The 21379-nt window shown below is 62.2% G+C and carries 25 protein-coding genes; 6 read left to right on the forward strand and 19 right to left on the reverse strand.

The window, feature by feature from the left end; genetic code table 11:
* Positions 1–49 precede the first annotated feature (49 nt).
* The 7 genes from OIM99_RS11940 to dctP all read right to left on the reverse strand — a co-directional run bounded on the left by OIM99_RS11940 (position 50) and on the right by dctP (position 5667).
* Positions 50–802: a class I SAM-dependent methyltransferase gene (locus OIM99_RS11940; RefSeq protein WP_311850635.1), complete on the reverse strand. Its 753-nt coding sequence runs from the start codon at positions 800–802 to the stop codon at positions 50–52.
* Between the two features lie 75 nt (positions 803–877).
* Positions 878–1636, reverse strand: coding sequence for a type I methionyl aminopeptidase (map, locus tag OIM99_RS11945; RefSeq protein WP_311850636.1), 759 nt, complete (start codon positions 1634–1636; stop codon positions 878–880).
* A gap of 1 nt (position 1637) precedes the next feature.
* Positions 1638–1859, reverse strand: coding sequence for a ParD-like family protein (locus OIM99_RS11950; protein WP_311850637.1), 222 nt, complete (start codon positions 1857–1859; stop codon positions 1638–1640).
* A 91-nt stretch (positions 1860–1950) separates the two neighbouring features.
* Complete coding sequence (locus OIM99_RS11955) at positions 1951–2826, reverse strand: alpha/beta hydrolase (RefSeq protein ID WP_311850638.1); 876 nt, start codon at positions 2824–2826, stop codon at positions 1951–1953.
* Between the two features lie 8 nt (positions 2827–2834).
* Positions 2835–4133, reverse strand: coding sequence for a TRAP transporter large permease (locus OIM99_RS11960; RefSeq protein ID WP_311850639.1), 1299 nt, complete (start codon positions 4131–4133; stop codon positions 2835–2837).
* 9 nt (positions 4134–4142) lie between these two features.
* Positions 4143–4667 carry a TRAP transporter small permease subunit gene (locus tag OIM99_RS11965; protein ID WP_311850640.1) on the reverse strand — a complete coding sequence of 175 codons (525 nt, stop codon included), beginning with the start codon at positions 4665–4667 and terminating at the stop codon, positions 4143–4145.
* 7 nt (positions 4668–4674) lie between these two features.
* On the reverse strand, positions 4675–5667 hold the full coding sequence (dctP, locus tag OIM99_RS11970) for a TRAP transporter substrate-binding protein DctP (RefSeq protein WP_311850641.1): 993 nt from the start codon (positions 5665–5667) through the stop codon (positions 4675–4677).
* Between the two features lie 85 nt (positions 5668–5752).
* On the opposite strand from dctP, the gene OIM99_RS11975 reads away from it, so the two are divergent.
* Together OIM99_RS11975 and OIM99_RS11980 are read left to right on the forward strand one after the other, a co-directional pair.
* Positions 5753–6445 carry an FCD domain-containing protein gene (locus OIM99_RS11975; protein WP_311850642.1) on the forward strand — a complete coding sequence of 231 codons (693 nt, stop codon included), beginning with the start codon at positions 5753–5755 and terminating at the stop codon, positions 6443–6445.
* Positions 6442–6822: a RidA family protein gene (locus OIM99_RS11980; protein ID WP_311850643.1), complete on the forward strand. Its 381-nt coding sequence runs from the start codon at positions 6442–6444 to the stop codon at positions 6820–6822. Before OIM99_RS11975 ends, OIM99_RS11980 begins: the two co-directional genes overlap by 4 nt.
* Here the strand turns inward: OIM99_RS11980 and OIM99_RS11985 are convergent, their stop codons facing one another.
* From OIM99_RS11985 to OIM99_RS12020, 8 genes are all read right to left on the reverse strand, one after another.
* Positions 6823–8934 (reverse strand): carboxypeptidase-like regulatory domain-containing protein, encoded by a 2112-nt coding sequence (locus OIM99_RS11985; protein WP_311850644.1) that lies wholly within the window; start codon positions 8932–8934, stop codon positions 6823–6825.
* An 85-nt stretch (positions 8935–9019) separates the two neighbouring features.
* Positions 9020–10180 carry an alanine racemase gene (gene alr / locus OIM99_RS11990; RefSeq protein WP_311850645.1) on the reverse strand — a complete coding sequence of 387 codons (1161 nt, stop codon included), beginning with the start codon at positions 10178–10180 and terminating at the stop codon, positions 9020–9022.
* Positions 10181–10193: 13 nt separating this feature from the next.
* The gene (locus OIM99_RS11995) at positions 10194–11696 is read right to left on the reverse strand and encodes a replicative DNA helicase (protein ID WP_311850646.1); all 1503 of its coding nucleotides are present in this window, start codon (positions 11694–11696) and stop codon (positions 10194–10196) included.
* A 260-nt stretch (positions 11697–11956) separates the two neighbouring features.
* Complete coding sequence (gene rplI, locus OIM99_RS12000; protein WP_311850647.1) at positions 11957–12520, reverse strand: 50S ribosomal protein L9; 564 nt, start codon at positions 12518–12520, stop codon at positions 11957–11959.
* 21 nt (positions 12521–12541) lie between these two features.
* On the reverse strand, positions 12542–13528 hold the full coding sequence (locus OIM99_RS12005; RefSeq protein ID WP_311850648.1) for a hypothetical protein: 987 nt from the start codon (positions 13526–13528) through the stop codon (positions 12542–12544).
* Positions 13529–13632: 104 nt separating this feature from the next.
* Positions 13633–13869, reverse strand: coding sequence for a 30S ribosomal protein S18 (gene rpsR, locus OIM99_RS12010; protein ID WP_090701054.1), 237 nt, complete (start codon positions 13867–13869; stop codon positions 13633–13635).
* Positions 13869–14294 (reverse strand): 30S ribosomal protein S6, encoded by a 426-nt coding sequence (gene rpsF, locus OIM99_RS12015; RefSeq protein ID WP_311850649.1) that lies wholly within the window; start codon positions 14292–14294, stop codon positions 13869–13871. The genes rpsR and rpsF overlap by 1 nt, the downstream gene beginning before the upstream one ends.
* A 225-nt stretch (positions 14295–14519) precedes the next feature.
* On the reverse strand, positions 14520–14981 hold the full coding sequence (locus OIM99_RS12020; protein WP_311850650.1) for a MarR family transcriptional regulator: 462 nt from the start codon (positions 14979–14981) through the stop codon (positions 14520–14522).
* A 107-nt stretch (positions 14982–15088) separates the two neighbouring features.
* Here OIM99_RS12020 and OIM99_RS12025 point away from each other — a divergent pair, with 107 nt between their 5' ends.
* Positions 15089–15463, forward strand: a complete 375-nt coding sequence (locus OIM99_RS12025) for a cupin domain-containing protein (protein ID WP_311850651.1) — start codon at positions 15089–15091, stop codon at positions 15461–15463.
* Positions 15464–15625: 162 nt separating this feature from the next.
* Positions 15626–16591 (forward strand): tripartite tricarboxylate transporter substrate binding protein, encoded by a 966-nt coding sequence (locus tag OIM99_RS12030; RefSeq protein WP_311850652.1) that lies wholly within the window; start codon positions 15626–15628, stop codon positions 16589–16591.
* A 25-nt stretch (positions 16592–16616) separates the two neighbouring features.
* On the opposite strand, the gene OIM99_RS12035 is transcribed toward OIM99_RS12030, so the two are convergent.
* The 4 genes from OIM99_RS12035 to OIM99_RS12050 form a co-directional block, all read right to left on the reverse strand.
* On the reverse strand, positions 16617–17036 hold the full coding sequence (locus OIM99_RS12035; RefSeq protein ID WP_311850654.1) for a hypothetical protein: 420 nt from the start codon (positions 17034–17036) through the stop codon (positions 16617–16619).
* A gap of 158 nt (positions 17037–17194) precedes the next feature.
* A complete protein-coding gene (locus OIM99_RS12040) occupies positions 17195–17638 on the reverse strand; it encodes a VOC family protein (RefSeq protein ID WP_311850655.1) in 444 nt (147 codons plus the stop codon).
* Positions 17639–17648: 10 nt separating this feature from the next.
* Positions 17649–18161, reverse strand: coding sequence for a hypothetical protein (locus tag OIM99_RS12045; protein WP_311850656.1), 513 nt, complete (start codon positions 18159–18161; stop codon positions 17649–17651).
* 55 nt (positions 18162–18216) lie between these two features.
* Positions 18217–19173 carry a PDR/VanB family oxidoreductase gene (locus tag OIM99_RS12050; RefSeq protein ID WP_311850657.1) on the reverse strand — a complete coding sequence of 319 codons (957 nt, stop codon included), beginning with the start codon at positions 19171–19173 and terminating at the stop codon, positions 18217–18219.
* Positions 19174–19442: 269 nt separating this feature from the next.
* On the opposite strand from OIM99_RS12050, the gene fabD reads away from it, so the two are divergent.
* The gene (gene fabD / locus OIM99_RS12055; protein ID WP_311850658.1) at positions 19443–20387 is read left to right on the forward strand and encodes an ACP S-malonyltransferase; all 945 of its coding nucleotides are present in this window, start codon (positions 19443–19445) and stop codon (positions 20385–20387) included.
* A gap of 25 nt (positions 20388–20412) precedes the next feature.
* Positions 20413–21150 carry a 3-oxoacyl-[acyl-carrier-protein] reductase gene (fabG, locus tag OIM99_RS12060; protein ID WP_311850659.1) on the forward strand — a complete coding sequence of 246 codons (738 nt, stop codon included), beginning with the start codon at positions 20413–20415 and terminating at the stop codon, positions 21148–21150.
* Positions 21151–21379 lie beyond the last annotated feature (229 nt).

A 21379-nucleotide genomic window follows, 5' to 3' on the forward strand; every position in this document is an offset into this window, starting at 1 on the left:
AGCGCAATTCCAGACTGCCGGCCAGCCGCTTCCTCCCCGGTTCCGTTGCCTATTCGACAACGGCGAAGCGGGGATGCGGGGTGAGCACGATGGCCACCCATTGCTCCCATTGCGAGGCGGCTTCGAAATGCCACTCCGGGAAATTGTCGAGCAGATCCTGCTCGTAAAGCGCGGCGGCTTCATGTCGGCACAGCATGAATTTCGGTGCCGCGACAATATCTTCCCGGTCGATCACGCAAAACACCCGCATGTCCGGATGTTTCTGCAGCCATTCGTAAACTGCGACCGTGAGCAGCGGAAAGCCGGGGTGCAGCATGTCGTCGAGGCAGATCACGCCTTTGGGATGCATGATCGCATAGGCCAGGTCGAGATCGTGGGTCAGCGCCTTCGGCGTGTGATCGCCGTCGATGTGAAAGAAGCGCACCAGTCCGCCGAGTGGGCCGGCGATATCGGCGCTGGTGAGGTCGGCACTGTTGGCCGTCAGCACGGTCATGTCCGCTGTGCGGACGCCGAGCCGCTGCATGTGGCTCAGGAGCTTGTCGCGCACCTTTGGGCTCGGCCATTCGAACGTGTCGATGCCGACGCCCCGTTCGCCCGGTTCCAGCGCCAGCGCCATGGCGATGAAGAAACGCCCCTCGAACGTGCCGATCTCCGCCATATGGCCGGCGATGCCGAGCTGGCTCTGCCGTTTCATCACATGGGCGGCGATAATGGCCGCGAACTGCGACGACATGCCGAACACGCTGTCGTAGTCGTGGTTCACATAATGGTCGACGGCAGCAATTCCTGATCCGTATTTCATGGTCCCTCTCGTTTTGCGATCTGGACCCTATCGCGTTTTGCGGTTTGACGGAATCGTCAAAGGTCACAACCGGGATCAGGTCCCATCGCTGCGCAAGGTGAGCACCTCGACGCCGTTTCCCGTCACCGCGACGGTATGCTCGAACTGTGCGGACAGCTTCCGGTCCTTCGTGACAACCGTCCATCCGTCCTGTTCGGTGGCGACCAGGCTGGAGCCCTGGTTCACCATCGGCTCGATGGTGAACACCATGCCCTCCCTCAACTTCAGGCCAGTTCTGGGCCGACCGAAATTGAGCACTTGAGGTTCCTCGTGCATTTCCCGGCCGATCCCATGCCCACAATAGTCCCGCACGATGGCGTAGCCATTCTTCTTGGCATGCCGTTCGATCGCGAAACCGATATCTCCCAGATGTGCGCCGGGTCGCACCTGTTTGATCCCTTGCCACATCGCCTCTTGCGCGACCCGCACCAACCGCCGCGCCGCCGGTGGGGCATTGCCCACCAGATAGGTCTTGCTCGAGTCGGCGATGAAGCCGTTTTTTTCCAGCGTAATGTCGAGATTGATGATGTCGCCGTCTCGGATGATCTCGTTGGGATCAGGCACGCCGTGGCAGACGACATGGTTGATCGAGCAGTTCAGGACATATTTGAAACCGTATTGCCCCTTGCTCGCCGGCCGTGCAGCGAGATCGACCGTGATGAAACGATCGACCAGATCGTTGACTTGCATGGTCGACATACCGGCAAGATTTTGTCGATCCAGCATCTCGAAAACGGACGCCAGCAATTTGCCGGATGTTCGCATGAGCGTCAGCTCGTCGGCGGTCTTGACCATGTCAGTCGGCCACCGCAGTCGCCATGCCGACTTGCGCGGCCTGAACTTGTGCAGCCTCAAACTGCATCTTCACGATGTCGTTGAAGGACAGGGTCGGACGCGCCTCGGCAAGCATGCCTATCTTCATCCAGAACTCGGCCTGGGCATTGATGGACCGGCACATGACCGTGCTGGCCCGCCGAACTTCCTCGTGAAGCTCGTCGTCAATTTTTACAATGCCCATCGAAACCTCATCTCAGTGCGGCAATACACGAATCATATATGGTTCGTATATTCGCATTCCAATGAAGCTGCGGCAAAATGCGTTCCCGTGATCAGGCGTCCTCGGCAATCCAGCGCGAGAGGACGCCGTACCAGGGATGGGCGGCATCCTGGAGCGCCAGATGGGTGCCGAAATGGTCGAGCCCGGCCAGTTTCATCTCCTCGAACGGCCGGCCAGCCTGGCTCAGGGCCACCGCCATCCTGTCGTTCGAGTCTTTGACGCGTTGTGAATCGTTTTCGCCCCAGGCGAGCAGCATTTTCATGCGCAGGCTCGCCGCATAGGTCACGGGACTGGCGCCGACATCATCGCCGGGGCTGGCGAGCACCGTGCTGTAGACGGCAGCCTCCAGGCTCTCCGGCGTGGGATTCTCGTGCACGAGATCGAGGATGCCGCTGACGGGCAGGAGGCCGCGCAATTCCTTGCCGATGCGGCCACGCCACAGATCACGGCGAAAGCCGACCATGGCCGCGAGGTGTCCGCCGGCCGAATGTCCGCCGATATAGATTTGTCGCGCATCGCCGCCGAGTTCGCCGATCCGCTGCTTCACCGCCGCCACCGCATCGAGACAATCCTCGAGAAAGGTGGGAAAGCGATGGGTCGGCGCCAGGCGATAGGTGGGGCAGACGAGAATGGCGCCGGCTGCCGCGACGGCAGGAGCCATGAAGCCCCCCCATTCCTTCCAGCCGACGACCCAGCCGCCACCGTGCAGGAAGATCAGGACGGGCAGGGCTTTCTTCGCACCCGTCGGCGCGAAGACATCGAAGCGCTGCCATCGCTCCGGCCCCCAGGCGACATCGCGATGGGCGACGATGCCCGGCATCGGGGCGGACGAAAGACGTAACGCTGTGTCCGAATAAGCTTCGGCCAATTTGACGGGGGGAGCCGGCTGACGCTCGAGCGTGAAGCCATGCAGCTTGATCGTATCCAAAACAGGCCTCAATTGTGGATCAAGCCGGCCATGCGCGGCAGCCACAATGCGATTTCGGGAAAGAGCGTCACCAGCACCACGACGCCGAGCGTCGCGACGATGAACGGCGGCACCTCGCGGAAAATTTCCGCCAACGGCGTGCCGGTCAGTCCACTCATGACGAAGAGCAAAAGCCCGTGCGGCGGCAGGGTGAGGCCGACCATCATGTTGAGCACCACGACGATGCCGAAATGCACGAGATCGATGCCCATGCTCTGGGCGATCGGCACCAGCAGCGGCACGATCACCAAGAGAATGGTCACTTCGTCGAGCACGACGCAGAGCATGAACAAGAGGACATCGACGCACAGCAGGAAAACCGTCGGCGAGAAGTTCCACTTCATCAAGGTTGACTGGATGAGCTGCGGCACACCCTCGTTGGCGACGGCATAGTTGAACACGAAGGCACCGGCCATGATGAGCGCGATCATCGACGTGGCGCGGATCGTGTCGGAGATTACCGTAAACAACTGGCGCAGGCGCAGGGTGCGATAGACGACGAAGGCGAGGATCAGCGCATAGCTGGCGGCGATGGCGGCGGCTTCCGTCGGCGTGGTGACTCCTGAATAGATCAGGCCGAGCAGGATGCCGGGCAGAGCCAAGGGTGCTGCAGCATCGGCAAAGATGCGCGGCATCGCCGACCAGCTCACGCGCTCCTCTCGCGGAAAATTGCGGATCCGCGCGATGATGGCGATGACGATCATCAACGATCCGGCCAGCAGGATGGCCGGGATGAGGCCGCCCAGAAACATCGCGCCGACCGAGGCATTGGCGATGAGGGCATAGAAGATCATCGGAATGGAGGTCGGCATCAGCGGGCCGAGCGTTGCCGAGACGACCGAGGTCGCCGCCGCGAAACCTCTGGGATAGCGGCCGTTCTTGGACATCATGCGCGCGATGACGAGGCCGGGTCCCGACGCGTCGGCGACGGCGCTACCGCTCATCCCCGAGAAGATCAGGTTGGAAATGACGTTGACCTGGCCAAGACCGCCGGGCAGGTGGCCGACCATCGCGGCGCCGAAGCGCAGCAGGCGCTCGATCACGCCGCTGGCGTTCATCACATTGGCGACGAACAGGAACAGCGGCACGGCGATTAGGAGATAGCTGTTATAGAGCCCGTTCATCGTCTGATCGACGACCAGGCCGACGTCCTGATGGGTGACGATCAGATAGGCGAAGCCCGAGACGAGCATCGAGAGGCCGAGCGGTGCGCCGAGCGCGGCCGCGACGGTGAAAACGCCGATGAGAATCCAAAGACCGTGCGACATGGGATGCGATCAGATGCGGCTGCGCCAATACGGCGTGCACAAGATGAAGAGGCTGGTGACCGAGCGGATCGCGACGGCGATCAGGAAGATGCCGAAACAGGCGTAGACATAGTCGAGCCGCAGATCGAGGACGGGCGTGCGTTCGCGCCATAGGAACAGGATGTAATCGATCGAGCCGGGCAGTGACCAAATGACGAGGCCGCCGACCAGCAGATGCCTGATGATGGCGACGACACGCTTGCCGCGATCGCCGAACCATCGATAGAGCAAATCGAAATTGATCTGTTCCTGTTCGCGGACCAGGAAAGCGCTCACCCAGAAGATGATCCAGATGAACAGGATCACCGAGACTTCATCGGCCCACACCGCTTCCTCATGGCCGATATAGCGGGTGATGATCTTGTAATTGAAGATCAGGAAGACGAGCGCGAACATGATGTTCGCGATCCAACTGGCGAGCATGCGCAGCCACGAGAGAACAGCGGCTGCGGTCGGCGGCAGCGGGAAGGCTGCCGGAGCGTCGGACGGGGTCACAGCGCGTTCAGGCGGATTGCACGCGCTTCAGGCCCTGGAGGTCCCAGGCCTTGGTCGCGTCGGCACCCGTATAGGCGCGGTCGGCAGCCTCTCGGAACAGTTTGAGATCGGGCGTCTCGACCGTCAGGCCACGGCCCTTGATCGTTTCGACGATGGTCTTCTCGTCGTCGAGACGGGCGGTGTCGCCCCAGGTCGCGGCGGCCTTCGCCGCCGTTTCGACAGCCTTCTTCTGATCGGGATTGAGCTTGTCCCAGACGGGCTTCGCCATCGCCAGGAACACCGGCTGAACCACATGGGAGGTCAGCACCACCTGTTCGGAGACTTCGAAGAGCTTGGCGGCGCTGAAGATCGACAGCGGGTTTTCCTGGCCATCGATCGTGCCCGTCTTCAAGGCGAGATAGACTTCGGGCATGCCGAGCGGGATGGGCGCCACGCCCAGGGTGCGCCCAAGCAGCAGCCATTCCGGCCCCGCCGGCATGCGCAGTTTGGTGCCGGCGAGATCGGCCGGTCCCTTGACGTTGCGCTTCTGCCGCAGGCTGACCTGCCGCGTGCCCAGATAATGGGTGGCGAGAATTTCGATGCCCATGCGGCTCGACACGGCTTTGCGATAGTCCTCGCCGATCGGCCCGTCGAAGGCGCGACGCAGATGCGCGTGATCGTTGAACAGATAGCCGCGATTGAAATAGCCGAGTTCGGGGATCTGCTGCGCCACCTCGAACGTGGTCATGCTGCACATTTCAAGGTTGCCGCGCTGGAGCGCCGGAACTTCCGTGCCCTGCCGGAAAAGGGTCGAGGCGGGATGGACGCTGAACTGAATGCCGACATTGGCGGCTTCGAGATCGGCCTTCATCCGTTCCAACGCCCGATTGAGGAAGTCGCTCGGCGGCGCGGCGGTCGAAACGCGGATGGTCGTCGCGGACTGTGCCACCGCGGCTGTGATGAAGGGAGCGGCGCATGCGGCCGAGGCCAGCCCGGCGGCGAAAGTTCTGCGTGTCTGCATCATTGACCACTCCCGAAAACGTCTTGTCATGAAATCGACAGGATTATATAAAATATGAAAACCTTCATATGTAAAGGCTGATTCTGTGAGCACATTGCCTGAATCGCAGACGGACAATGCCTACAAGCAGCTTCGCCTTGGCATTTTGCGGGGCGACCTGCAGCCGGGCGATCGGCTCCGGGCCGCTGATCTGCAGGAGCGGTTTGGGCTGGGCCTGACCCCGATCCGCGAAGCGCTGACGCGCTTGTCGGGCGAGGGATTGGTCGAGGCCGAATCCCATCGCGGCTCGCGCGTCTCCCGCGTGTCGCTGGAAGAACTGGCCGACCTGCTTGAAGTGCGCATGGACGTGGAGGCCTCGTGCCTGCGCCGTTCGATCGCGCGCGGCGACGCAGCCTGGGAAGCCGAGATCATTGCCGCGATGCATCTCCTTTCAAAAGCGCCGCTGCCGACAGGACTTCACGATCGCGATGTCGTCGTCGAATGGGAGACCTGCCATCGCCGCTTTCATTTCGCTCTTGTCGCCGCCTGTGGCTCGCAATGGCTGCTGCGCTTCTGGAATATTTTGACCGATCAATCCGAGCGCTACCGTTCGATCCGGCTTTTCCGCCACGCCAAAAGCGAGGCCGCCGTGCGTGATATCAACGGCGAGCATCGCGCGATCATGGAAGCCGTGTTGGCGCGCGATCCCAACCGTGCGATCGAACTGATGCGCGAACATCTCGAAGCGACATCGACCGCTGTCAAAAACCTGATGATGACGATGGAGAGCGACACGTGAGCCGGCATGTGGAAACTGGATTGCCGACGCCGCCCCAGCCCTTCTCATGGGCGATGCAGCACGGCGGACTTCTGTTCACCACCCACGGCCCGGTCGATTCCGCTGGCAAGATCCTGCAAGAAGGCATCGAAGCGCAGACGCGCTTGACCTTGGACAATCTCGGTCGCGCGCTCGCGGCTGGCGGTTGCACCTTCGCCGATGTCTTGCAGGTTACCATCTACCTGCTCGATGTCGCCGACATGGCGAAGGTCGATGAGGTTTATCGCAGCTATTTCAAGCCGCCCTATCCGGTGCGGGCCAGCCTCATCGTCGCGGGCCTCGTTGCGCCCGGCATGCGCATCGAATTGAACGCCGTGGCGGCCAAGTCTGCGGCCTGATCACCGTGCCAGTGGATCGGGCCGCAGCTGGAAATGCGCCGCCAGGGGGCGTGAGCCTTTGCCGCCTTCGATCAGCCAGGGTGTGCGGTCGCCGTTCGCCGCCCAAAGGCCACGGCCTTTCCAGCCGGCTTTCGGATCGTCGATGCGGCCATCGAATCCCTTCGCATAGAAGCCGAGCGGGTAGGGCACGCGCAGCGTGATCCAGGTCTCGTCTTTCAAGGCGAGAATGCCGTCGTTGAGATTGCCTGTCGACATCGGCACGTCTTCGCCGAGGCCGAAGGTGTTGTGCTGATCGACCCAGGAATAATAGCTTGACTCGGCGCTATTGCGGCCGATGCCTTCGAAGCCGGGGCCTGGATATTGATAGAGGGTCCAGCCTTCCGGGCAATGATTGCCGGTCGCATTTGGTCCGTTCAGCGGCGCCTTGCACTTGCTGCGGTCGAAGGCGCCGAGATGGCCGCTGGCGAGCGACACCCAGACGACGCCTTTCTTGTCGATGTCGCCGCCGCGCGCTCCAAAGCCTGGCGCCGGCACATTGTAGATTTCAGCCAGCGTCGTGTTCGGATCGGAACCCGGATTGAGACGCACGATGGCGCCGGGATAGGCGCGATAGGTGCCCCACACCGAACCGTCGGTGACATTGGGCATCACCGCATAGAAGCCGGCAACGATGCGCTTGTCCTTGGTCGGATCGACCGGCTGGTTCGGCTCGACATACTCGTCGCGCTTGCCGTTGCCGTTGGTGTCGAGGATGAGCGGCGTCCAGCCTTGCGACTTCACCTGATCGCCGGTCTCATCCAACATCTTGGTGTTGATCCAGCCCACCACCGGACCGCCGCCCGACGTCCACAACGTGTTGTTGGCGTCATAGCCGAATTGCAGATGGTGCGTGCCAAAGCAGGTGGCGATGGCTTTGTACTCTTGCGTCTTCGGGTCGAACATGGTGACGCGGCGATTGCTGCGTTCGAGCGGGAAGATTTTCGCCGACGGATGGTCCGAACCTTTCTTGCAGAAATCCGGATTGTCCGGGCCTTGTCCGGTCGCCGACAGCCACAGCCGGCCTTTTTCATCGAACATGCTGTTGTGATTGTTGGCCTTGGTGTTCCAGATCTTTTCCATGCCCCAATAATGCGAGGCTTGCAGCGGTTCCTTCATCGCCGCGTGTCCTGGCCCGAGTGCCTCAGGCGTGCCGGGCGCCGTCGGCAGATGGAAGGAGGTTGCTGTATTGCGCACCGGATCCAGGATCGGCATGTCGTCGGAGCTATATTCCGGCGAGCCGTAGAGCGGGCCATAGGCATTGACGGTCGGGTTGCGGCGGTCGCTGGCGATCAGATCGTGCAGATATTGTTTCTCGTTCATCCAGTCGCGCAACGTCACGACGATATTGCGCTCGACGCCTTGCGGCCGTGGCGGCTGCGTCGCCGGCAATTCGCCCTTCGCGACCCGGTCGGTCCAGTCGCCGAAATATTTCAAGGGTGCGCCGCCCAATTCGCCGGCGATAATGTTGACCATCAGCTCACCGGCCTGGCCCGATTGAATGCGGCGCAGCCAACCATCTGCGCCCGTGCCGAATTCCGTCGGGATCGTGCGCGTCGACAATTGGCCGATCTGGTGGCAACCGATACAGCCGTTGTTTTTGATGCCATTGAGCCATTGGCCCAGCGAGACGCTGGCAGGAATCTCTTCCGACTTGCCGTTGAATGCGTCGGCCGGCGGCAGGCGCATCATCGTATACCAGTAGATCGCCGGATAATATTGCGCTGCCGCTTGCGGTGTCGGGGCGATCACCGCAGTATGATTTATGGTCTGGCCCGGTGCCGATCTGACCTTGTTTGAATCGACGAGGCCATAGCCGCGTACCCAAACATCGTAACTGGCTTGCGGCAGATCGGGCACGAGATAACGGCCCTGATCGTCGGTGACGACGATGCGGATGAAACGGATCGGCAGATCGCGCGTCTCGGCGATCACCCAGACGCCCGCTTCAGGACCTTTGGGTCCTGTTACCGTACCGCCAATGTCGGTGGGGCCGATGTCTACCTGGGCTAAGGCAAAGGATGAGCCGATTGCGATTGCGGCGACTGCCAGCATCAGCGAACGCAAAGCGTGCATGCGAATCCTCCCGCGTGTGATGTCATCACGGGCCGGTTTTGCTGCCGGTCTTTTGGGTAAGTCTGGCGGTCGGCGCTGCCGACCGTCAAGGGGGCGTCGGGCGCCCCTGGCTCACATAAACGCGATGGTAGCGCCGGCCGAGCGAGGTCAGGATTTCATAGCCGATGGTCTTTGATCTCGAAGCAAGATCGTCGACGGTGATGACATCGTTCAAGAGTTCCACCTCGACGCCGGGCGCGAGCGCGGCATCTGTCACATCGGTGACGTCGATGACGATGATGTCCATCGAGACGCGGCCGGCGAAGGGGCAACGTGTGCCAAGCACGATGGCTTCGCCGCCCGGTTGGGTTTCCGTCGCCATCGCATTGCGCGGGATGCCGTCCGCATAGCCGACGCCGATCACGGCAAGGCGCGAACGGCGTTTCGCCGTCCATTGCGCATTATAGCCGACGGTCTCGCCCGCCTCGACCTCGCGCAATTGCAGGATTGGCGCCGTCAGGCGAACCACCGGCCGCATCGGATTGGGCTGATCGGGGAAGGGATTGCCGCCGTAAAGCGCATAGCCCGGCCGAACCAGATCGAAGAAGGGCTGCTGCGGCAGAAAGATCCCCGACGAATTGGCCATGCTGCGGGGAATGCCGGGTAGCCGCGCGGTCGCTCGTTCGAAACGCTCGATCTGCCGCTCGTTCAACGGATCGTCGCGATATTCCGATGAGACGAAATGGGTCATCAGCAGAGAAGGCGATACCTCGCGGATAGTCTCCGCCAGGGTTTCGGTTTGGATCACGCCAAGGCCGAAGCGGTTCATGCCGGTATCGATCTGCACGGCGCAGCTCGGACGCGTGCCATGGCGCGGGCGATAGTTCGTCCACGCGCGCACTTGCTCCGGCGAGACGAGGACGGGGCGGATATGGCCATGGGTCAGCGCCGCCAGCGTATCGGCATGATCGATGAGACCGTTGAGGAGATAGATCGCCGGGGCAGGGCCAGCGGCTTCGCGCACGCGCAAGGCTTCGCTGAGATGGGCGACGAAGAAGGTGTTGCAGCCGGCGGCAGCCAGAGCTTGCGCGGCCGGCGCGATGCCCGTGCCATAGGCATCGGCCTTGATGACGGCGGCGCAGGCGGCCGGCGCGGCACGCGCCGCGAGCAGGCGCCAGTTGGCGACCAGAGCGTCGAGATCGACATGCAAGGTGGCCAGCGCCTGCGGCGTGGGAATCGATTGGGTCAATGGAGGCAAGCGGGTCATCGCCGCAGCCATATCACATCTGGGTCGGAAGAGAATCGTCGCGGGCCAGATTGCCGAAGCGCGTCAGTTCTGCCTCGAAGGAGAGTTCGACAGTGCCCGTGGGACCGTGACGCTGCTTGCCGATGATCACTTCGGCCTTGCCGTGCGCCCGTTCCATCTCGGCCATCCAATTGATGTGCTCTTCCGTGCCGGCGCGCGGCTCGCGGTTCTTGAGATAATATTCCTCGCGATAGACGAAGATGACCACGTCGGCGTCCTGTTCGATGGAGCCGGATTCACGCAAGTCCGAAAGTTGCGGCCGCTTGTCGTCACGGTTTTCGACCTGACGCGAGAGCTGCGACAGCGCTATGATCGGAACGGCCAGTTCCTTGGCCAGGGCTTTCAGGCCGGTGGTGATTTCGGTGAGTTCCTGCACGCGGTTGCTGCTGCTCGACTTCGAGCCCGACAACAATTGCAGGTAGTCGACGATCAGAAGATCGAGACCCTTCTGGCGCTTCAAGCGGCGCGCGCGTGCAGTGAGCTGGGCGATGGAGATGCCACCGGTCTGGTCGATATAGAAAGGCACCGACTGCATTTCGCGCGCCGCTTCCGAAATGCGATGGAATTCATGATCTTGAATGTCGCCACGGCGGATCTTGTAGGACGCCACGCCCGATTGCTCGGCGATGATACGGGTGGCGAGCTGTTCCGACGACATTTCGAGAGAGAAGAAGCCGACGATGCCACCGTTGCGGGGCACATGCGAGCCGTCGGGCTTCACATCATATTCGTAGGCCTTCGCCACGTTGAAGGCGATGTTGGTGGCCAGCGACGTCTTGCCCATGGCCGGACGACCGGCGAGGACGATCAAGTCGGACGATTGCAGACCGCCCATCTTGTGATCGAGATCGACGAGGCCGGTCGAAATGCCCGATAGTTTGCCGTCGCGTTCATAGGCCTTGGCGGCAACGTCGATGGCTTGCGTGAGCGCATCGGAAAATTTCTGGAAGCCGCCGTCATAGCGGCCCTGTTCGGCGATCTCGTAGAGACGGCGCTCGGCTTCTTCGATCTGCGTACGTGGCGATGCATCGACAGGCGAGTCATAGGCGACGTTGACGATATCCTCGCCGATGTTGATCAGATTGCGACGGATCGCCAGATCGTAGATCGTGCGGCCATAGTCTTCGGCATTGATGATGGTCGTCGCTTCGGCCGCCAGACGAGCGAGATATTGCGGCACGGTGAGGCCGCCGAGATCGTGATCGCCGAGAAAGGTTTTCAGCGTGACGGGCGAGGCGAGCTTGCCGGCGCGAATGAGCTGCGCCGAGACCTCGAACACGCGACGATGCAGCTCTTCGGAAAAATGTTCGGCGCGTAGAAAATCCGATACCCGATCGAAGGCATCGTTGTTGACCAGAATGGCACCCAGAAGGGCCTGTTCGGCCTCCACATTGTGCGGAGCGGTGCGGAAGTTCCCTGTATCTGCTTGGTCCGTCGACGCATCGAAGCGGACCGCCAATTGACCGACGGCAGCCATTCATTCCTGCAATTTGAAAGAGACGCCACGCACCGGCGCGACGATCTAAAGCGCCGTTCTGCCGATAGCATTAGGAGTGACACAAATACGGCAGGGGCGCGAGAGCAAGCATAAATGATTCCCTGCCGTCTGGCTTCAGTGCCCGATTCTCACAGGACAAAAATATAAGCAGACCGTGTCCTTGACTCTCGATCAGGTGCCCCTTCAACGCAAAACGCCCGCGCCGAAGCGCGGGCGTTGTCTTTGAAATGAGTCAAGAATTAAGCGTCGTCGCCGCCAGCTTCGGCAAGCGCGGCGCCGACTTCGAGGCCCAGCGATTCCATGCTGGTCTCTTCGCGGGTGACGAGTTCCTCGCCACGGGCCTGACGCTCGGCTTCTTCCGGCGAACGGGCGACGTTGAGGGTGATCGAAGCTTCGACTTCCGGATGCAGGTGAACCGGCACGGCGTGCAGGCCGATCGCCTTGATCGGCGTCGTCAGCACGACCTGATTGCGATTGAGGCTGATGCCATCGGCGGTGACCACTTCGGCCACGTCGCGCGTCGCGACCGAGCCGTAGAGCTGACCGGTTTCACCCGCCTGGCGGATGATGACGAAGGTCTTGCCGTCGAGCTTTTCCTTGATCTTCTCGGCTTCGCTCTTCTGTTCGAGGTTACGGGCCTCGAGCTGAGCGCGCTGCGATTCAAAGCGCTTCTTGTTGGCTTCCGTCGCGCGCAGAGCCTTGCCGCGCGGCAGCAGGAAGTTACGGGCATAGCCGTCCTTGACGCGAACCTGCTCGCCCATCTGGCCGAGCTTTGCGATACGTTCCAGCAGAATGACTTCCATAATCGATACTCCTTCGTGATGTCAGGCGCCGGGGGCCGGCGATATGGTGCTTCGGTTTCTGATGCTCATGAGCATGTCAACAAGCCCGACCACCGCGAGAAGCGGGAGCGGCAGCGGGAAGAGGATGAAAAGCGAAACGTAGAGCAGGGTGAGCATGGTCGAGCGCACCCGCGACGGCCGCGAGGCATAGTGCAAGGACGCCAGTCCCTGCAGCACCAGCGCCATGCCGAGCGCGGCCAGGATGACGTAACCGGTCACGCGCAGAAAGCCTTCCGGCAGGATCAGCACGGCACCGGCCACCAGGGCGAGCAGCATGGTGCGCGGCATCACCAGATTTTCCGGCAGGTCGAACCAGGGGCGACCCAGCCGTTCCGAGACGCGGGCAATGCGCCCGGCGAGCCAGAGATTGAGTGCGGTCGTCACCACGGTCCAGCCGGCGAAGATCGGCGTCATGGCCAGAACGAAAATGCGAGCCAGTCCGTCGGCATCGAGCCCGGCGGGAATGGTGGTCGTGCCGCCGCGGCTGAACAGCGCTTCGATCAGCGGCCGCATGCGCCGCGTCGCTTCCTCGAAGAAGGCGTCGTAGGAGCCGAAGCGATACCAGGCCATCACAATGCCGGCGATCGACATGGCGGCGGCGAGCGCAGTGATCCAGGCCAGGAGCTGGCCGAGCGGATACCAGACGAGCCCATCGGGGCCGGCGCCGGTTTCGCCCGTGGCGGCGGGACGAGCGAGCCAGGCCAGGCGCGTCAGCCACCAGGCGGGCAGGGCGGAGGTGAGAGCGAACGTAGCGGCGAAGATTTCGTCCAGCGCCAGCATCAGCGCGGCGCTGCCAGCAATGGCGGCGCCAAAAGCGACGGCGGGACTGAAGGACAGGCCGGCGATCATGATCGGCAGAGCCGCGAAGATCGCCAGGATCATGGCCAAAGCCGTGCCTTTTACCGGAATGTAAAAGAGCAGAGCGGCCGCGAAGCCGGCGCCGATGGCTATGGCAATACGAGAAATCATGAACTGCGCTGTCCCGCATCCTTTGAGCGGTTAGGGTGCGATCAGCAATTTGCCGTCGCGCCCAACTGGCGGCCGCAGGTTGTGACCGGCGGCCGCTGGGTTTCTTACTTGATCACGTAGGGCAGGAGGCCGAGGAAGCGGGCGCGCTTGATGGCCTGGGCCAGTTCACGCTGCTTCTTGGCCGACACGGCCGTGATGCGCGACGGGACGATCTTGCCGCGCTCGGAAATGTAGCGCGACAGCAGACGGGTGTCCTTGTAGTCGATCTTCGGCGCGTTCGGGCCCGAGAACGGGCAGGTCTTGCGACGACGGAAGAACGGACGGCGGGGTGCGGTGGCCATTAGAACGAGGCTCCTTCGCTAGAGGCGTCGTCACGCGGACGGCGGGGCGGACGGTCGGGACGCGGACCACGGCGATCGCCGCGATCGTCACGATCGCTGTCCTCGCGCTTGCGCATCATCGCGGACGGACCATCCTCAAGCTCTTCGACGCGGATGGTCATGAAGCGAAGGATGTCTTCGTTGATGCTCATCTGGCGTTCCATCTCGGCGATGGCGGCGGCCGGCGCGTCGAGGTTCAATAGCGTGAAGTGCGCCTTGCGGTTCTTCTTGATGCGGTAGGTCAGGGACTTGACGCCCCAGTATTCGACCTTGCCGACGGTGCCGCCAGCGGTGGTGATGATCGACTTGAATTGCTCGGTGAACCCTTCGACCTGCTGGGCCGTCACGTCCTGCCGGGCAAGGAAAATGTGCTCGTACAGAGCCATCTGATTGCCTTTCTCTTGTCTACTCGCAATTTCCGGCGCGGAGCCCTTCGAGCCCGGAGAAAGGCCCGACGGAACGCAATCGAAGGCGGAGACACGGGAAGACGGAGGGAAACCTCCTGCTGCGGATGCAGCCTTCCGTTCAGCCCCCGGCCGGAAGCTTTGCGAGCCGGCTTTCTACACGGATTTGCCGCCGATGCAAGCCAGACACGGGGTAAAACAGCGCGATTAGCCTGAATTTTCCGGCGTCTGCGCATCGGGCGCCAGGGTGCGCAGCGTGTCCATCAGCGCCTCGAAACGGGCGGCCCCGAGCCGAAGGCGCTGGGCGGCATCGATTTCGCGCTTCACCTCATTGGCGACGTGGGCAGCGGCGATGCCCTTGGGCGTGAGGGTGATAATGCGGCCCCGATTGTCGGCCGGGTCGGGGCGGCGGGTGACGATCTCCTCGGCTGCCAGTTCATCGACGATCTGCTGAACCGCCTGTTTTGTCAGGCCCAAACGGTGAACCAAGGCGCTTTGACGAACGCCCGCGTCGCCAATCTGGGCGATCAGCGAAGCGCGCCCTTCCGTATACCAGGCCAGACCGCGCGCGTTCATGCGGCTGTCGAATTCGGCTTTCCACAGGCGCGCCGCCCGCCAGAGGCGCCAGCCGAGATGATCGATCAGTTCAGGGAGTTTTTCGTCAACCATCTTGACTAATTCCGCATCGAGCTCTAATTGGTCAAGGAGCTTGATTATTTGTCCTGTCTATCCCGAAGCGATCGGGCGGGCAAATCCCAACCTTCAGGAGCCGTGTCATGGGTCTCATCTCAGTCGAAGCCGCCCCGCGTTTTGAAATGCACGGCGCCGAATTCACCGGCTTGGCTGCGCCCAGTCGCGGCGCCCGCGAGACCAGCGTCTGGCGCGTGCGCATCGCAGCCGGCACGCCGGCGGTCACCCATCGGCTGACGCGTGAAGAGGTTCTGGTGGCCTTGTCGGGCAGGGCGCAGGTGACGCTCGCGGGCGAACGATTCGATTTTTCAGCCGGCGCCGCGGTGATCGTGCCGCCCGATACGGATTTCGCTTTGGCGAATGAGAGCGCGGAGCCTTTCGAGGCGGTGGCCATTCTGCCCGTCGGCGGCATGGCGCAAGTGGGTAATACCGCGCCTTTCACACCGCCTTGGGCAGTGTAGCAAGTTTGAGACTTCTGACATTCCAGACTGGAATGAAAAGAATATTTTACATTTATAGGCCTCGCGGCCACCTTTCCGGAAAGACACGGCGGCGGGGTCGAGAACACCCCGCTCAACATTGTCCCGATCCCCATGAGGAGGTCGGCAAGAGGAGGGGAAACGATGAGAGGCGGAAGGGCGCTGCTTGTTGCGGCATTCACCACGATGGTCGCGATCACCACGGCGGCGGCGGACTGGCCCTCGCGCCCGGTCAAGATCGTCGTGCCGTTCGGCGCCGGCGGTCAGTCGGACATTGTCGCGCGCATCATCGCGCAATCGTTCAGCGATACGTTCAAGCAGCAATTCTTCGTCGAGAACCAGGGCGGTGGTGGCGGTATCATCGCGTCGCGGTCGGTGGTGCGCGCCGAGCCCGATGGGCACACGCTGATGATCACCGGCATGGCGACCAATGTCTTGGCGCCGGCCTTGCAGAAGGATATCGGCTTCGATCCGGTCGGCGATTTTACTCACATCGCCTATATCGGCGGCTCGCCCAGCGCCTTCGTGGTTCATCCTTCCACGGGCGTGAAGACCTTCGAGGACTTCATGACCTGGGGCAAAAACCAACCGGAAGGCGTTCAATATGTTTCGCCGGGCGTCGGCTCGGGCAGTGGTTCGGTGGCCGAATTCTTTGCCGCCAAGGCCGGCATGAAGCTCGCCCATGTGCCGCATCGCGGCGGCAACACCGCCGTTGCCGATCTCATCGCCGGTCATATCAAGATGGGCAGTCTGACCTGGTCGACCGTGCGCGAGCATATCAATTCAGGATCGCTCATCCCCATCGCGGTCTCCTCGGGTGAGCGGATTTCCGACTTCCCGAATATCCCGACCTTCAAGGAGAAGGGTTATCCCGATGTCGTTACCACGGTCTGGCTTTCGTTGTCTGGTCCGCGCGGCCTTCCTGACGACATCACCAAGAAGCTGAATGCGGAACTCAACCGCATTATTCAGACCCGTCCCTTGGAGGAACATCTCAAGCGCGATGCATTCGACATCCAGCTCATGTCCCCCGCGCAGGTGACGCAGCTCATGAAGTCTGAATACGAGAAATGGGTTCCCGCCATCCGGCAGGCCCTTAAGATCAACTAGAGCCTGAGGGACAGGGCCGGCTGGCTTAGCCGGCCCAGATGCCGATCTCGCCCGACGGATAGATGCGCCAGGATTTCAGGCCGGACTTGGCAATCACCGTGCGGCCTTCTTTGGCCTTCATGACCAGGAACTTGAACATCTGCGGATTGCGCCAGGCGAAGGGCGTCGAAGGATCGACCACAGCCTGGTATTCGCCGGATTCGTCGTCGTCCATCAGGATGGTGCCGACCTTATCGGGCCGCAGGTTGGCACCGATCGAGCGTTCCATCTTCCAGTCGCATTCGAAGTCCTGGCAGACCTCGGGGCGCTTGGCATAGATCTTACAGCCAACCCCGAGCACGCAATTGCTGCACAGAATGCCGGCATCCTTCTCGAAGTGATCAATCACCAAGATCTTGCAGCACAGGTTGCAGGCGCCGCAGCCTTTTCCCGGTATGTCGCCCATCGTTCAGTCCTGATTGTCCTCGCGCCCATAGGCGCGCGCTCATGCGCGAATCTCTCGCACAAGATGGCATTGTGCCGTGCTGATGCAAGGCCATGCAATGCCATCCATGGCGATTCAAGGCATATATCGGGCCAAAACGATAGATAGCGGCCTCAGCGTTAAGCTGGCTTATGATCGCCTTGCTCGAACAGCCGATCGTAATGGGCTTGGTTCAAGGTGGTGATCTCCCACCAGGAGCCATCCTGGTCGAGCAGCCGGAAGGCGCGGAAAGGCCCGTCATCCTTGACCGGCGTGATCTCGCGGATGCCGAAGTCATCGCGATGGACTTGCGCCGCCTCATGGGCATCGTCCACCTCGGCGGCCGTGCGTACCGACAGTTTGAAGTGGTTCTGCTGACCCTGGATCTTGGCATCGCCTTCCACGCAGACGCAGACGACGGACCAAGGGCCGCCCTTCCACAGATATTGCGCTTCCGGCAGCGGGCGCACCACGTCGACGCCCAGGAACTCGCCGAGGAAACGGCGCGTCTTGGCCATGTCGGAACATTCGATCGTGCCGTGCGAGAAGGATTGGGTGGCGACAAGCGGTTGTGTGGCGGTCATCTCTGTCTCCTCAGGCCTGTTCATCGTGGACTTGGTCGCCGCGCTCGCGGATCGTGGTGTAGAGCAGGTCGGGGGTCCGGTACTCGACCTCCCACCAATTGCTGTCGGCATCGACGAAGTAGAAGGCATAGGAGCCATGGCGGAAGCGCGGCTTCTGCACCCGGCCCAGACCATATTCGGCCTTCGCCGCATCGACCCGCTTATGCGCCTCGTCCACCGCCGCTTGGCTGTCGACGAACACGCCCCAGTGATTGAGCATTTCCTGCGGGACGTCGATCGTCTCCGCCTGGCGTGCCTCCAGCACCCAATAGGGTTTGCCGTGCAGCGCTTCGCCCGGCTTGTGGCCGCGCTCGCGGGCCAGGAAGACGCCAGGCTCGGGGCTCACGCATTCAAGGCCGAGGACGTTCTCGCACATGCTCCGTGCGCGCGTGAGATCCTTGGTGACGAAGGTGCCGCAGACGATGGATGTCGGCTGGATGATCGGTTCAACTGAAATATCGGCGACTTGCTGTACGGCTGTCATGGTTCCCTCCTCGAAATGATCTATGCGCGAAACGATCTATGCGGTTGAACGAAGGCTACAGGTCGAGCACCAGCGTTTGCCCGGGCAGGGCGCGGGAAACGCAGATCTGCATCTCGGTTTCGCGTTCCTCGTCGGTCAGCACGTCGTCGCGATGATCGACGCCGCCGCTGACGACGGCTGTGCGGCACGTGCCACACACGCCTTCCCGACAGAGGGTCTTGATGCGGAAGCCTTCGGCTTTCAGCACATCGAGGATCGACTTGTCGGCGGGCACCGTGAACTGTTTGCCGCTGCGCTGCAGGACGATGTCGAAGGGCGCGTCGGTGTTGCGCGGCGCCGTCTCGTCTTCGGCCCCCCGGAACAATTCATAATGCACGCTGCCTTTGGGCCAATGGCTCGTGGTTTCGCGCACCGCGCGGATGAGACCTGCCGGGCCGCAGACATAGGTATGTCCACCGGACGGTCGCTCGTGCAGCAATTGCGCGACGTTAAGCCCGCGCGCCGGATCGCCGCCATCGAGATGCAGCGTGAAGCGATCGGGAAATTCGGCCTCGAACAGATCGACGAAGGCGGCCATGTCGCGGCTGCGGGCACAGTAATGAATATGGAAGGGCGTCTGCATCGCCGAAAGCCGCCGCGCCATGGCGAGGATCGGCGTTACGCCGATGCCGCCGGCGATCAGCAGATGATGCTCGCCCGCTTCGTTGAGCGCGAAATTGTTGAGCGGCTCCGATGATTCGAGAACGTCGCCTTCTTTTAGATGGGCGTGAATCCATTCCGAACCGCCGCGGCTGTTTTCCTCGCGCTGCACGGCGATGATGTAGCGATGGGTTTCCCGCGGATCGTTGAGCAGCGAATAGGAGCGGGCCTCGCCGTCGCCGATCGCAGGCAGATCGATGTCGAGATGGGCGCCGGCCGTGAAGGCAGGCAGGGTTGAACCCGTTGGATCGACCAGTTCGATGGCCTTAATCCGCGCTGTCGCATCCGCGATGCTGGCGACTTTCAAGTGCATGGTTGCGTCCCTCCGCCGGCGGCTTGTCCTCCCCACGCCGACGGTCTGAGACTAGCGAGGGTATTTTTAAAAGTAAACTAGGTAGGGCAAAATTATTCGTGCAGGCATGGCCCGAATTGCAGGGCCAAATCACAGGGCCAAATCATAGGGCCAAATCACAGGGCCAAATCACAGGGCCAAATCACAGGGCATTGACGCCGCCCCGGCGGTCCGCCTTGACTTGACCCGTCCTGCGATGCCACTCGCAGCGAACTTTTGAGGGGCAAAGCATGAGCATAGCATTTACCTTTCCCGGTCAGGGATCGCAGGCCGTCGGTATGGGCAAGGCGCTCGCCGATGCCTTCCCCCAGGCCGCCGCTGTTTTCGCCGAGGTCGACGAAGCTCTGTCGCAGAAATTGTCGACCCTGATGTTCGAGGGGCCGGAGGCGGATCTGACTTTGACCGCCAACGCCCAGCCGGCGCTGATGGCGGTCAGCCTGGCCGTCGTGCGGGTGCTGGAGGCCGAGGCCGGCCTCGACCTGGCGCGTGACGCGCAATTCGTCGCCGGCCATTCGCTCGGCGAATATTCGGCGCTGGCCGCCGCCGGCAGCTTCTCCCTGGCCGATACGGCGCGTCTGCTGCGTCAGCGCGGCGAGGCCATGCAAAAGGCTGTGCCGGTCGGGCAGGGCGCCATGGCGGCTCTCCTCGGCCTCGATTACGAGACCGGCGTGGCCGTGGCAGCCGAGGCGGCCGGGCCGAGCGACGTCTGCCAGATCGCCAATGACAACGGCGGCGGTCAGGTCGTCGCCTCGGGCCATAAGGCGGCTGTCGAGCGCGCCGTCGAAATCGCCAAGGCCAAGGGCGCGCGCCGCGCCTTGATGCTGCCGGTCTCCGCGCCCTTCCATTGCGCCTTGATGCAGCCGGCGGCCGATGCCATGCGCGAGGCGCTCGCCCGCGTCACCATCCGCTCGCCGAAAGTGCCGCTCGTCGCCAATGTCCTGGCCGCGCCGATCAGCGAGCCCGACGAGATCCGCAAGCGGCTCGTCGAACAGGTGACGGGCACGGTCCGGTGGCGTGAATCGGTGGCCTATATGGCCAGCGAAGGCGTGACCACTTTCTATGAACCGGGCGCTGGCAAGGTTTTGTCCGGCCTCGTCAAGCGTATCGCCGAAGGCGCGTCGGGCATTGCCATCGGCCAGCCCGTCGATATCGAGACCTTCAAGTCGCGTCCCTGATCATTATTTTATCGAGGAGTTTTCCATGTTCGACCTGTCCGGCATGAACGCGTTGGTGACCGGTGCCACCGGCGGTCTCGGCGGCGCCATCGCCAAGACGCTTCACGCCCAGGGCGCGGTGGTGGGCCTGTCGGGCACGCGCACCGAGGCGCTTGAAGCCTTGGCCAAGGAGCTTGGCGAGCGCGCCCACGTGCTGCCCTGCAATCTCGGCGACAAGGATCAGGTCGAAGCGCTGGTGCCGGCGGCTGAAAAGGCGATGGGGCAGGTCGATATTCTGGTCAACAATGCCGGTATCACCCGCGACGGTCTGTTCATGCGCATGAAGGACGAGGACTGGGACACGGTTCTCGCCGTCAATCTGACGTCCGCGTTCCGGCTGTCGCGCGCCGCTCTGCGGGGCATGATGAAGCGCCGCTTCGGCCGCATCATTTCCATCACCTCGATCGTCGGCGTCACCGGCAATCCCGGCCAGGGCAATTACGCCGCCTCCAAGGCCGGCATGATCGGCATGACCAAATCACTCGCCGCCGAAGTCGCGAGCCGCACCGTGACGGTCAATTGCGTCGCCCCGGGCTTCATTCGCAGCCCCATGACCGATGTGCTGAACGACAAGCAGAAAGAGACGATCATGGCCAACATTCCGGCCGGCCGACTCGGCGAAGGTGAGGATATTGGGGCCGCCGTGGCTTATTTGGCGAGCCGCGAAGCCTCCTACGTGACCGGCCAGACCCTCCATGTAAATGGTGGTATGGCTATGATTTAATTGAAAATAACGGGATATTGCCGAGCTATTCGGCAAAATTTCGGCGCCTCTCGCCTTGGAAAACGAAGTATGCTACGAGCGCCCAATTCCGCCGGTCTTGGTCGCTGGTGCATTGTCCGCTCAAGACAGGCGCCGTGACTTTTGTTAGAAGGATCGTCCCGCGCGGACAGATTGAAGGCCGGTAAGGGTAATGGCGGATCGGATTGGCTGACAGCGCGTTTTGGTTTCG

Origin of the sequence: Methylocella sp. CPCC 101449, from assembly GCF_031921685.1 — a bacterium.
In the GTDB taxonomy this organism is placed as follows: domain Bacteria; phylum Pseudomonadota; class Alphaproteobacteria; order Rhizobiales; family Beijerinckiaceae; genus Terripilifer.